The organism is Nonomuraea sp. NPDC050394 (assembly GCF_044459065.1).
Lineage (GTDB): Bacteria > Actinomycetota > Actinomycetes > Streptosporangiales > Streptosporangiaceae > Nonomuraea.
This window is the reverse complement of record NZ_JBITIO010000002.1, coordinates 20,126-33,356: the sequence shown is the minus strand read 5'-3', so window position 1 is coordinate 33,356 and position 13,231 is coordinate 20,126. Positions and strand designations below refer to the sequence as shown.

The 13,231-nt window shown below is 73.7% G+C and carries 5 protein-coding genes; 1 reads left to right on the top strand and 4 read right to left on the bottom strand.

The annotated features are described in order from the left end of the window. Positions 1-231: 231 nt before the first annotated feature. Positions 232-1,269, top strand: coding sequence for an LLM class flavin-dependent oxidoreductase (locus ACIBKY_RS08380; protein ID WP_397095505.1), 1,038 nt, complete (start codon positions 232-234; stop codon positions 1,267-1,269). A 145-nt stretch (positions 1,270-1,414) separates the two neighbouring features. Here ACIBKY_RS08380 and ACIBKY_RS08375 read toward each other — a convergent pair whose 3' ends face one another. The 4 genes from ACIBKY_RS08375 to ACIBKY_RS08360 form a co-directional block, all read right to left on the bottom strand. After that, a complete protein-coding gene (locus tag ACIBKY_RS08375) occupies positions 1,415-2,686 on the bottom strand; it encodes an MFS transporter (RefSeq protein ID WP_397095504.1) in 1,272 nt (423 codons plus the stop codon). Further along, positions 2,664-6,530, bottom strand: a complete 3,867-nt coding sequence (locus tag ACIBKY_RS08370; protein ID WP_397095502.1) for an amino acid adenylation domain-containing protein — start codon at positions 6,528-6,530, stop codon at positions 2,664-2,666. Before ACIBKY_RS08370 ends, ACIBKY_RS08375 begins: the two co-directional genes overlap by 23 nt. After that, the gene (locus ACIBKY_RS08365) at positions 6,527-12,880 is read right to left on the bottom strand and encodes an amino acid adenylation domain-containing protein (RefSeq protein ID WP_397095500.1); all 6,354 of its coding nucleotides are present in this window, start codon (positions 12,878-12,880) and stop codon (positions 6,527-6,529) included. Before ACIBKY_RS08365 ends, ACIBKY_RS08370 begins: the two co-directional genes overlap by 4 nt. Continuing rightward, positions 12,877-13,231 (bottom strand): phosphopantetheine-binding protein (locus ACIBKY_RS08360; RefSeq protein WP_397095499.1); only part of this gene is annotated, 355 nt, incomplete at its 5' end. The genes ACIBKY_RS08360 and ACIBKY_RS08365, both read right to left, overlap by 4 nt.

Below are 13,231 nucleotides of genomic sequence, written 5' to 3'. Positions count from 1 at the left end.
TGGGCCTGTCCGCACCGCTCGCGTAAGCGTACGGTGACAGAACGCCTCGGGAACACTCGATCCCGCGGGCGCGCTAGGGACCCGGGCCGCACGGCCCTGGGCGTCGAAGGGGCCTACCCGCCCCTCGGTGATTGGCGGGTGGGCCCTTCTCGCAGCGCGAAACTCCGGCTCTGGTTTCGGCGCGGCTTCTGCGGGAGAGTATGCCGGGATCGGCCTACGAGGAGGCGGGCAGTGCGGCTCGGATTCAGTATCGGCACACTCGGCCCCGTGGCGGCCGGTCATGATGCCCAGTTGGCTCTGGTGCGTGAGGCGGAGCGGCTCGGCTACGACTCGGCCTGGGCGTCGGAGGGCTATGGGGTCGATCCGGCGACCACCCTGGCCTGGCTGGCGGCCGGTACCGAGCGGATCGGGCTGGGCACGGGCGTGATCCAGGTGACGGGGCGTACCGCGATCTCGGCGGCCATGACGGCGACCACGGTCGACCGGGTGTCGGGCGGGCGGTTCCTGCTCGGGCTCGGCGCGTCGGGGCCGCAGGTGGCCGAGGGGTGGCACGGGCAGAGGTACGCGCGGCCGCTGGCCCACTTACGCGACTATGTGGCCGTGGTGCGCAAGGCGCTGGACGGACGGCCGGTCGAGCACGCCGGTCCGGAGATCGTCCTGCCGCTGCCCGACAGCCGGGGCAAGGCGCTGAGCATGACCGTCGCGCCCACGCGGCAGCCGTTGCCCATCCATCTGGCGGCCATGGGGCCCAAGGCGGTGGAACTGGCCGGGGAGATCGCCGACGGATGGTTACCGATCCATTTCCCGCCCGAGCACCTCGCCGAGACGATGACGCACCTGCGGTCCGGGGCGGCCCGCGCCGGACGGGACGTGGCCGAGGTGGAGGTCTCCCCGATGGTCATGGCCATGGTGGACGACGACGCCGACTACGCGCGTGACCTGATCCGGCCGATGCTGGCGCTGTACCTGGGCGGGATGGGCACGCGGGGGGTCAACTTCTACAACCGGCTCGCCCACCGCCTCGGGTTCGGATCGGCGGCGGGACGGGTGCGGGACGCCTACTTCGACGGTGACCTGGGCGAGGCGATGGAGGAGGTTCCCGACGATCTCGTCGACGCCCTGGCCTTGTGCGGTACGCCCGATCGGGTACGCGAGCGGCTGGCCGCCTACCGCAAGGCGGGCGCCACCCGGGTGATCGTCGGCCTGAACGCGCCCACCGTGGACGACCGCGCCGAGCAACTCGGCTGGCTGGCCGAACTCAACGCGTGACCAGACTCCGACGCGTGACCAGACTCCAACGCGTGACCAGACCCAACGCCTGACCAGACCCAACGCCTGACCAGAGCCGGCTCGTGACCAGGCGGGCGCGGGCCCGCGACGGAGCCCGCGCCCGGAGCTCGCGCCCGGACCGGGGTCAGGCCGTGGCCGGTGCCTGGGGGAGTTCGCGCATCCGGGGGATCGGCGACATCGCCAGCACGATCATCGGCACGACCGCGCCGATGACCGCCGCCACCAGCACCACCGGCCGCATCCCCACGGCCTGGCCGAGGAACCCGGCCACCAGCGCGCCCAGCGGCGCGGGCACCAGCCCCATCGCCCAGATGGTGGCGATGACCCGCCCCATGAGCTCCCGGGGCGTGGCCGACTGCAGCACGGTGATGTTGTTGACCACGAACACCTGCGTGCACAACCCGACCAGCAACTGCGAGAACGCCAGCATCGCGATCGCCAGCCACACCGGCCCACCGGCCAGCGGCACCAGGATCAGCGCGCTGTTGCCGATCACCGTGGACCAGAACATGGTGGGCCCCGGCCCCGCCCCCTTCATGAGCCGCACCGACAGCCACGCGCCGGCCACCGCCCCGACCCCGCCGACGGCCAGCACGCCCCCGACCCATCCGGCGGGCACCCCGGCGCCGTCGATGACGTACGGAATGTAGAGGGTCTGCAGGATGCCGATGTCGAAGAAGGAGTAGACCGCGCTGGCGATGGCCAGCGGGCGGACGACCGGATGGCTCATCACCCAGCCGAAACCCGCGCGGATGGCGCCGATCATGCTGCCGCCCTCGTCGGGCGGCGGCGGGTCCTCGCGCTTGCGGATGGAGATCAGGCAGAGCGCCGACAGGACGTAACTGATCGCGTCCACCAGGATGACCAGCGGCGCCGAGCGGATGGCGATGAGGACCCCGGCCAGGCTGGGCCCGACCGCCTTGGAGATGGAGTCGCTGAGCTGCAGCTTGCTGTTGCCGTCACCGAGGTGCTCGGGAGCCACCAGCACCGGCAGGTACGACCGGTAGGCGATCTCGAAGAGCACCCCGAACACGCCCATCACGAGCACGACCACGTACAGCCACCACAGCGTCAGCATGTCCATGACGAACAGCACCGGCACGGTGGCGAGCATGAGCGCGCGGATGACGTCGCTCCAGATGAGCACGGGGCGGCGCCGCATCCGGTCCACCCAGACGCCCACGACGAAGAACAGCACCATGGGCAGCCTGGACAGCGCGCCGAGCACCCCCATCTCGGCGACGGAGGCGTGCAGCCACAGGTACGCGACGATCGGCATGGCGAGCACGGTCACCTGGGAGCCGACCAGGGACAGGCTCTCGCCGCTCCACAGCTTGAGGAAGTCGCGGTTCTTCCACAGCGTCGTGGGCGGCTCAGTCGTGGGGGGTGATGCCATGGTCGATGCTGCTCCTCAATTCGGCGGCCGCGAGGGCGACCCGGGGCTCGTACATGACGGTGAAACGTTCGCCGTGGATGGGCGAGATGCGCAGGCGGCCGGTGACGACGCCGCTCCATCCCATGTCGTCGGGCGGGACGCCCTCGGCGGCGGGCGAGAACAGCAGGACGTCCCCGTCGTAGGGGGCGTGCCGGAAGTGGCCGACGGCGTGCGCGTTGGCGCGGAAGACGTCGACGAAGCGGCGGGCCTGGCGCAGGTCGGCGGTGTCGGGCTGCAGGGTGTCGGCGCGGGCGGCGGCGTCGATCACGGCCAGCAGCCGCTCGTCCGGGCTCATCCGGTGCAGGTCGTCGAGATCGACCTGGACCTTGCCGCCGGCGAGGGCGTGGGTGAGCAGCACGGCGTCGTCCTCCAGGGAGGCGCGCAGCACCGGCTCGTCGGCGTCGGAGTAGAACAGGACGAGCAGTGGCACCTCCTCGCCCATCTCCCGCAGGCGGCGGGCGGTCTCCAGGGCGATGTTGCCGCCGATGCAGTACCCGCCCAGCACGTACGGGCCATGCGGCCGCAGCTTGAGCAGGTGGGCGGTGTAGTCGTCGACCATCTCCGCCAGCGTGGCGTGCGGCTCCTCGCCGGGGGCGAGACCGGCCGCCTGGATGGCGTAGACGGGCTGGTCGGAGCCAAGATGGCGGGTCAGCGGCAGGTAGCGGAAGACCTGGCCGCCCAGGGCGTGGAACAGGAAGATCGGGTCGCGTTCGCCGGTGGCGCGCAGCGGCACGATCCGTTCCGGGGCGCCGTCGTTGTCCTGGGGACGGCGCAGCTCGACGGCGAGCTGGGCGACGGTCGGCGCGGTGAGCACGGTCGACAGCGGCACGTCGCGGCCCAGTTCCTTGCGCAGCCGCATGGTCAGGCGCAGGGCCAGCAGCGAGTGGCCGCCGAGTGCGAAGAAGTCGTCGTGCACGCCGACGTCGTCGAGGCCGAGCGTCTCCTCCCACAGCGTGCCCAGCTTGGCCTCGAACGGGTCGCGCGGCGGCATGTACGGCGCCCGCCCGGCGTCACCGGGCTCCGGCAGGGCGGCACGGTCGAGCTTGCCGTTGGCGGTGACGGGCAGCGCGTCCAGGCGTACCCAGGTGGCCGGGACCATGTGCTCGGGCAGCTTCTCGCGCAGGGCCGGGGTGAGATCGGGCAGGTCGCCGCCCTCGGGGACGACGTAGCCGACCAGCCGTTCGCCGCGCAGCACGACGACGGCGGCGCGTACCGCCGGATCGGCGGTCAGCAGCGCCTCGATCTCGCCGAGCTCCACCCGCTGGCCGCGGATCTTGACCTGGAAGTCGGTCCTGCCGAGGTACTGGACCTCGCCGGTGGGCAGCCAGCGGGCGACGTCGCCGGTGCGGTAGAGGCGGGCGCCGGGCGGGCCGTAGGGGTCGGGGACGAACCGTTCGGCGGTGAGCTCCGGCCGGCTGACGTAGCCGCGGGCGAGCTGGACGCCGCCCAGGCAGAGCTCTCCCGGCGTGCCGACGGGGACCCGGTGGCCGTCGGCGCCGAGCACCTCCAGGCGGGTGTTGGCGACGGGCCGGCCGATGGGCACCAGCCTTTCGCCCGGCTCGCAGGGATGCCAGGTGACGTCGACCGCCGCCTCGGTGGGGCCGTACAGGTTGTGCAGCCCGGTCTGGGGGAGGCGCTCGTGGCAGCGGGCGGCCAGCTCGGCGCCGAGCGCCTCGCCGGAGCAGATGAGACGGCGCAGCGCCGGCAGGGCGGGCTCGTCGAGGAACAACTCCAGCATGGACGGCACGAAATGCATGGTGGTGACGTCGAAGGAGGCCAGGCGGGCGCTGTCGCGGTGGGCGCCCGGCTCGGCGACCACCAGCCCGGCGCCGACCATGAGCGGCCAGAACAGCTCCCACACCGACACGTCGAACGACAGCGGTGTCTTGTGCAGGACCCGCTCGTCGGCGCCCAGCCCGAACGCCTCCTGCATCCAGTGCAGCCGGTTGACGATCGCCCGGTGGGAGACGCCGACCCCCTTGGGCCGGCCCGTGGAGCCGGAGGTGAAGATCACGTACGCCAGCGCGTCGGGATGCACGCGCGGCGGCGCGGCGGCGAGGGCGGGGGCGGGACCGTCGAGCGGGAGGGCGACGCCGTCCGGCAGCGAAGGCGTTCCCGCCGGACCGGTCAGCACCGTGCGCGCCCGCGCGTCCTCGATCATGTACGCCAGCCGCTCCGGCGGCAGATCGGGCTCCAGCGGCAGATAGGCGGCCCCGGCGCCGAGCACACCGAGCAGCGCGGGCAGCAGGTCGGGCCCGCGTTCGAGACAGACCCCCACGACGTCGCCCGGCCGCGTACCGGCGGCCAGCAGCCGGGCCGTGACGGCATCCGCCCGCCCGGCCAGCTCGCCGTAGGTGATCCATGCCCCGTCGTAGCAGACGGCCGGCGCGCCGGGCGTGCGCGCGGCCTGCTCCCCGATCAGCTCGTGCAGCACCCCGCCCGGGTACGGCCGCGCCGTGTCGTTCCACCCGTCGATCGCGGCGGCGTCGAGGGAGAGGTAAGGGCCGGTGGGCCGCGGGTCGGCGGCGGGGTCGGCGGCCTGGCCCAGCGCGATGAGGTAGAACTCACCGATCCGCCCGATCTGCTCGGCACCGAACTGGGCCCGGTCATAGGTGAGGGTCAGGTCGAACCCGCCGTGCTCGCGCGAGCGGCTGAACGCCGCGGCGAACGGCACGTCGGTCTGCTCGAAGAACTCCTGGCCGACGATCTCGACCCCGGGCAGCTCGCGGTAGACGTGGAAGTCGCGGAAGTCGAACAGCACGTCCAGCAGCGGCGAACGGCCCGCGGCCCGCTGGATCTCGAACAGCGGAAAGCGCCGGTGCGGCAGCAGCGCCACCTCCGCGTCGAACACCCCGCGCGCCAGCGCCGCCCAGGTCGGGGCGTTCACGTCCAGGCGCAGCGGCACGGTGTTGAGGAACAGGCCGAGGACCTCCTCACCGGCTTCGCTCTCCGGCCGGCTGTGGGTGACCAGGCCGGTCATCACCTCGTTCTCGCCGGTGAGCAGGGCGAGCACGCGCAGGTGGGCGGCGAGAAGCAGGGTGCGCAACGGCACCGCCAGCTCCCTGGCGGCCGCGCCGAGCCGTTCCAGCAACCCGGCCGCCAGCGGCAGCCGCAGCTCCTCCGCCCCGGGCTCGCCGTGCTCGCCGGGCAGGCGGGGCAGCCGGGTGTCGGGAGCGCCGGCCACCTGGGCGTGCCAGAAGTCGCGCGTCCCGGGCGCGGCCACCGCGGCGCGCTCGGCGGCCACCAGCTCACGGAAGGCCGCGGCGGGCGGGGTGAGCGGCAGCCGTTCACCGCTCAGATGCCCGTGGTAGCGCTGGAGCAGCTCGGTGACCAGGGACGCCACGCTCCACCCGTCGAGGATGGCGTGGTGGAAGCTCAGGCTGAACGCGAACAGTTCACCGGGCAGCACGTGCACGTGCGCGCGGGCCAGCGGCGGCGAGGCCCAGTCGAACGGCCGCCGCTTCTCCGCCTCCGACCACGCTGCCAGCCGGTCGGCGGCCGCCGGATCGCCCGACAGGTCCGTCACCTCCAGCGGCAGCGTGGCCGTACGGTGCACGAGCTGCAACGGCTCGCTGAACCCGCTCACGTCGATCGAGGTGCGCAGGACGGGATGCCGGGCGGTCACCTCGGCCAGCGCCCCCTCGAACGCCCCGGCGTCGAACCGGCCGCGCAAGGTGATCGTGGTCAGGTCGTGGTAGGTGGCCGCATCCGGCTCGTACGCGCTGTGGTAGAGCATCCCCGCCTGCAGCGCGGCCAGAGGATAGGCGTCCTCCAGGCCGCGTGCGGCTCCCGTCGTCACGGTCATCGCGCCTCGCCTTCCAGCAGTCGTGCCAGGTCCTCGGGATTGAGCAGGCCGAACGGCGTCTCGGGCGCCTCGGGTGGTCCGGCCGCCGGTGCGGGCAGGAGCCGTCCGGCAAGATCTCTGACGGTCTGGTGGAGGAAGAGCTGCTCCAGCCGGACCGCGTAACCGGCCTCGCGCAGGCGGGATACCACCTTGAGGCTGCGGATGGAGTCGCCGCCGACGGCGAAGAAGTTGTCGTGGGCCGAGACCCGCTCCAGCCCGAGCACTCCCTGCCAGGCGGCGGCGACGGCCAGCTCGGCCGCCCCCTCCGGCTCGGCGTGCGCGGCGGTCTCGGGGGCCCGGGGGCCGGGCAGGGCGTTCCTGTCGAGCTTGCCGCTGCGGTTGAGCGGCAGCTCGCCGAGCACGGTCCAGGTCCTGGGGATCATGTGGTCGGGCAGCGTGTCGCGCAGCATGCCCTCCCATCCGCCCGTCGCACCTTCCTCGGCGGGGACCACGTATCCGGCCAGGCGCAGCCCGGCGCCGTCCTCGATGGCGCGCACGGCCGCGGCGCGCACGCCGGGAAGGGCCACCAGGGCCGCCTCGATCTCGCCCGGTTCGACCCGCATGCCGCGGATCTTGACCTGGTGGTCGGACCTGCCGAGGTACTCGATCTCGCCGTCGGGACGCCATCGGGCCAGGTCACCGGTGTCGTACAGGCGCCCGCCCGGGGGACCGTACGGGTCGGGGACGAAGCGCTCGGCGGTCAGCGCGGGGCGGGCCGCGTACCCCTGGGCGAGTTGCACGCCGCCGATCCACAACGCGCCCGGGACGCCGACCGGGACGCGGTTCATGCGGGCGTCGAGGATCTCCAGCCGGGTGTTGGCCACCGGCCGCCCGATCGGGATCGTGCCCTCGCCCGCGCGGCACACGTGCCACGACACGTCCACCGCGGCCTCGGTCGGCCCGTACAGGTTGTGCAGGCCCGCCGCGGGCAGCGCGGCGGCGAAGCGCGTCGCCAGACCGGCGCCGAGCGCCTCCCCCGAGCACACCACGGTATGCAGCGCGCCCAGCCGCGCCCCCAGCTCGGGCTCGGCCAGGAAGAATTCAAGCATCGACGGTACGAAATGCACGGTCGTGACCGACTCGCTCGCCATCAGAGCGGCCAGGTGGGCGGGGTCGGCCTGCCCGCCGGGCCGCGCGACGACCAGCCCTGCCCCGGTCAGCAACGGCCAGAACAGCTCCCACACCGACACGTCGAACGAGAAGGGCGTCTTGTGCAGCACCCGGTCGTCCCCGGTCAGCCGGAAGGCGTCCTGCATCCAGTCCAGCCGGTTCACGATCGCCCGGTGCGAGATCCCGACACCCTTGGGCCGGCCGGTGGAGCCGGAGGTGAAGAGCACGTACGCGAGCGAGTCCGGGTGCGGCCGGACCCCGAGTGGCCCGCCGTCCTGCGCGGCGACGGCTTCGGCATCGCGGTCGAGCAGCACCGCCGCGACGCCGGAGCCGACGCGATCGGTGAAGTGCTCGACGGAGACGGCCAGCCGGGCGCCCGCGTCGGCCATCATGCCCGCCAGCCGCTCGGCCGGGTGGTCGGGCTCCAGCGGCAGGTACGCCGCCCCGGTGGCGACCACCGCGTGCACGGCGACGACCAGGTCGGCCCCCCGCTCCAGGCACACCCCGACGACCTGGCCCGGCCCGGCCCCGAGGGCGCGCAGCCGCCTGGCCAGGCGGTTCACCCGGCCGGAGAACTCGGCGTAGGTGAGCCAGGCACGGGTCCCGTCCGCGGCCTCGTAGCCCAGCGCGGGCGCGTGCGGCGTCCGGGCCGCCTGCGCGGCCACCAGCTCCGGCAGCGTGCCGTCCGCGACCGGCCCGCCGGTGTCGTTGGCCCTCTGGATGGTGTCCAGCTCGGCCGGGGTGAGCAGGGGCAGATCGGCGACCGGCCGTTCCGGCTCGGCCACCGCGGCCGCCAGGAGCGCGCGGAAGTGGTCGGCGAAGCGCTCCATCCGGTCGTGCCCGAACAGGTCCGTCGCGTAGTGCAGCACCCCGGTGAGCCGGTCGCCACCCTCCTCGATCACCAGGTGCAGGTCCGCCTGCGTCACCCCGGGATCGATGTTCAGGGTGCGCAGGGCCAGCCCCGCCACGTCCGGCGGCGCGGGAGGTACGTTCTGGTAGGCGAGCATCACCTGGAAGAGCGGGTTGCGGGCCAGGTCACGGTCCTGGGCCAGCTCCTGCACCAGCACCTCGAACGGCAGCTCGGCGTGCTCGTGCCCGTCCAGGACACGTTCGCGGGTGCGCGCGAGCAGCTCGGTGAAGCTCGGGTCGCCGGACAGGTCGCCGCGCAGCACGAGCGTGTTCAGGAACAGCCCGGCCATCTCCTCCACGTCCGGATGCGCGCGGCCGGAGACCGGGGTGCCGACCGGGATGTCGGCCCGTCCGGTGTAGCGGGACAGCACCGCCTGCAGCGCGGCCAGCAGCACCATGAACGGCGTCGCCTGCCGTTCCAGCGCGAGCGCGTGCACCGCCGCCGTCGTCGCGGCGTCGATCGGGAACGTCAGCCGCCGCCCGGCCATGCTCGCCGGCCCCTGACGGTGCCGGTCGGCGGGCAGGTCCAGGGTGGCGGGCAGGCCGGCGAGCGCGTCCTTCCAGTACGCCAGGCCGGCCGCCCGCCCGGAGACCCGCTCCCGATGCCAGGCGGCGAAGTCCCGGTAGCCGGCCCTGAGCGCCGGCAGCTCGGCCGGGGCGCCGGTGACCCGTGCCCGGTAGAGCTCCATCAGGTCGCGCAGCAGGATCGACAGGCTCCACCGGTCGGTGATGACGTGGTGCAGGGTGAGGTACAGCTCGTGCTCGGCCGGGCCGCGCCGTACCAGGGCGGCCCGCGCCAGCGGTCCTTCGGCCAGGTCGAAGCGGTGGCGCGCCTCCTCCAGCCCCACGTCAGGACCCTCCCGCACGCTGAGCCGCGGCCTGCGGGCGCCCTCGCGCAGGACGGGTTCGCCGTCGTCGGCCACGATGACCAGGCGCAGGGCCTCGTGCCTGGCCACCAGGTCGTCGAAGGCGGCGCTCAGCGCGGCCACGTCCAGCGGGCCGGTCAGCCGCTCCGCCCAGGCGACGTTGTAGGCGGGGTTGCCGGGGTCCAGCTGGTCGAGGAACCAGAGGCGGGCCTGCGCGTGGGATGGCCGCGTGACGGCCTGTCCGGCGAGGGGGAGGCCCTCGGTGGTGGCCCCGTCGCCGGGGATGAGCGGGGCCAGGGCCGCGATGGTCGGGGTCGCGAAGCAGCGGCGCAGCGTCACGTCGGCGCCGTGGGCCTCCCTGAGCCTGACCACCAGGCGCATGGCCAGCAGGGAGTGGCCGCCCAGGGTGAAGAAGTCGTCCTCGACGCCGAAGTCGTCGCGTTCGAGCAGCTCGCTCCAGAGGGCGTGCAGGACGTGTTCCGCGGGGGTGCGCGGCGGGACGGACGTGGTGGTGGTGCTGGTCTGGGGTGGGGGGAGGGCGGCGCGGTTGAGTTTGCCGCTGGGCAGGACGGGGAGGTCGGTGATGGTGACGAAGGCGGTGGGGATCATGGCGTCGGGCAGGTGGGCGCGTAGGTGTGTGCGGAGTTCGGTTTCGTTGGTGGTGCCGGTGGTGTAGGCGACGAGGCCGCGTCCGCCGGGGGCGTCGTCGCGGACGGCGATGACGGCTCGTTCTACGGTGGGGTGTTCGCCGAGGACGGCGGCGACTTCGTCGAGTTCGATGCGGACGCCGCGGACTTTGACCTGGTCGTCGAGGCGGCCGAGGCATTCGAGGGTTCCGTCTGCGCACCAGCGGGCCAGGTCGCCCGTGCGGTAGAGACGGCCGCCGGGCGGGCCGAAAGGGTCGGGCACGAAGCGTTCGGCGGTCCGGGCCGCCAGGCCGTGATACCCGCGGGTCACTCCCGCTCCGCCCAGCAGCAGCTCGCCCGGCACGCCCACCGGCACGGGGCGCAGGTCCTCGTCCACCACGTAGGTCGTGGTGTTGGCGACCGGGCGGCCGATCGAGCCGCCCCTGCCGTCGGTGACGTGGAGCCGGGTGGACCACACGGTGGTCTCGGTCGGGCCGTACAGGTCCCACAGCTCGTCGGTGACGGTCAGCAGGCGGGCGGCGAGCGGGCCGGGAAGCGCCTCGCCCGAGCTGACCACCCGCGGGACCCGGTGGGCCAGCGCGGGCAGCAACCCCTCCAGCACGGAGGGAGTGGCCTGGACGGTGTGCAGGTCGCCGCTCCGGAGGAGTTCGTGCACGTCTTCGACGGCGGTGACCGAGCCGACGACGACCGTGCCGCCGCTGACCAGCGGGCCGAAGATCTCGGCCATCGAGATGTCGAACGACACCGACGTCAGGAACAGGTAGCGCGCGCCGGGCGCCAGGCCGGGGCGTTCGCGCAGGTCGCAGAGCAGGCTGACCAGGCCCCTGTGCGGCACCACCACGCCCTTGGGCCGGCCGGTGGAGCCGGAGGTGTAGATCAGGTACGCGCACTGGTCCGGATGGAACGCGGGCTCCGCCACGGGGGCGGCCTTCCCGATGCCCTCGTCGAGCAGGAGCACGCGTGCGCCCGGCGGCAGGTTCTCCCGGAGCGAGGTGACGGTGACCGTCAGGGTGGCGCCGGAGTCGTCGAGGATCTGCCCCAGCCGTGCGGGCGGGTAGCCGGGGTCCATGGGGACGAAGCTGCCGCCGGACTTGAGCACACCCAGCAGCGCCGCCACCACGTCCGGATGTCGGGGCAGGCAGATGGCGACCCTGTCCTCTCGGCCGACGCCGAGCGCGCGCAGTTCCGCGGCCAGGTCGCCCGCGCGTGACTCCAGCTCCGCGTAGGTCAGCGACGTGCCGTCCGGGCCCTCGACCGCGGTGGCCTCGGGGGTGCGGGCGGCCTGCTCGGCGACCAGGTGGTGGATGCCGCGTTCCGGGTACGGCCGCGCGGTCTCGTTCCAGGCGCGCAGGGTGTTGCCGAGCTCGGTCGCGTCCATGAGCGGCAGCTCGGACAGCCGCAGGCCGGGATCGGCGACCGCCGCCCCCAGCAGCGTGCGCAGATGCGAGGTCAGGCGCCGCGCGCGGTCCTCGTCGAACAGGTCGGTGGCGTAGTCGAGCACGCACACCAGCGACCCGTCCGCGCGCTCCTCCACGATGAAGTCCAGATCGAACATGGCGGTGCCGGAGCGCACGCCCAGGCGCTCCAGGCGCAGCCCCGGCGGACCGCCGGGCGGCGCCTGCGGCACGTTCTGGTAGGCGAGCATCACCTGGAAGAACGGGTTGCGCGACAGGTCCCGGCCGCTGGAAAGCTCCTCCACCAGCGTCTCGAACGGCACGCCCGCATGCTCGAACGCGGCCAGCGTCCGCTCCTTGGTCCGCCGCACCAGCTCGGCGAAGTCCGGGTCGCCGGACAGGTCGCCGCGCAGCACCACCGTGTTCAGGAACAGCCCGACGGTCTGGTCCAGGGAGGGATGCGGCCGGGCCGACACCGGCGTGCCGATCGGGATGTCGGCCCGTCCGGTGTAGCGGGCGAACAGCGCCTGCAGCGCGGCGACGAGGACCATGAACGGGGTGGCACGCTGCCCGGCCGCCAGCTCGCGCAACCCGGTGGCCAGGGTGGCGTCCAGCTCGAACACCAGGCGGCGGCCCCGGTTCGACTGCATGGGCGGGCGCGGCCGGTCGGCCGGCAGGTCGAGCACGTCGGGCAGGTCGTCGAGGGCCTTGCGCCAGTAGTCCAGGTCGCCTTCCCCGGACGGCCGGTCCCGCTGCCAGGCCACGTAGTCCGCGTACTCCACCGGCCGCTCGGGCATCGGCTCTCCGGAGTAGAGCCGGAAGAGGTCACCGAACAGGATCTCCACCGACCAGCGGTCGGCCAGGATGTGGTGCAGGGTCAGGAACAGGCGGTGCTCCCCGGGCGCCACGCGCACCAGGCGGGCCCTGGTCAGCGGCCCGGAGCTCAGGTCGAAGGCGAAGCGGGCCTCCTCGCGCGCGACGGCGTCGGCCCCCTCGGCCGGCATCGTCTCGACGCTCAGGGCGGGGCGGAGGGTGCCGGGGGCCTGGCGGGGCTCGCCGTCGCGGGTCTCGATCACGTGGCCGAGGATCGGGTGCCGGTCCACGAGCGCGTCGAACGCCTTGGCCAGCGCGGCGGCGTCCAGGTCGCCCTCGATCCGGTACGCCCACGACAAGGTGTAGGCGGGGTTGCCCGGGTCGAGCTGGTCGACGACCCAGAGGCGGCGCTGGGCCGGCGACAGGGTCCCGGCGTCCGAGGCCGGCCGGGGCGGAATGGACGACGTCCCCTTGCCCGCCGCCCGGGTACGGGCGAGGCGGGCCTCCAGCGCGGCGCGCTGTTCCGGGCTGAGCCTGGCCAGCCGCGCGCGTACCCCGTTCCCGTCGCTCACCGCTCCTCCTCCAGGAGTTCCAGCAGGTCGGTATCTGTGAGTCCCTCTTCGAGCACCGCGAGCGCCTGCTCCTCGACGGTCGTGGCGTCGAAGCAGCGCCGCAGCGGCAGCTCCACGCCGAACTCCTCGTCGATCCGGCCGATGAGGCGGACCACCAGCAGCGAGTGGCCGCCCAGGGCGAAGAAGTCGTCGGTCATCCCGACGCGCTCGCGGCCGAGCAGCTCGGCCCAGATCTTGGCGATGCCCTCCTCCATCGGGGTGCGCGGCGGGACGGACGTGGTGGTGGTGCTGGTCTGGGGTGGGGGGAGGGCGGCGCGGTTGAGTTTGCCGCTGGGCAGGACGGGGAGGTCG

Excerpts from the sequence above, each read along its gene's own strand:
- ACIBKY_RS08375 (WP_397095504.1), bottom strand. The coding sequence starts at position 2,686 with ATGGCATCACCCCCCACGACTGAGCCGCCCACGACGCTGTGGAAGAAC.
- ACIBKY_RS08370 (WP_397095502.1), bottom strand. The coding sequence starts at position 6,530 with ATGACCGTGACGACGGGAGCCGCACGCGGCCTGGAGGACGCCTATCCT.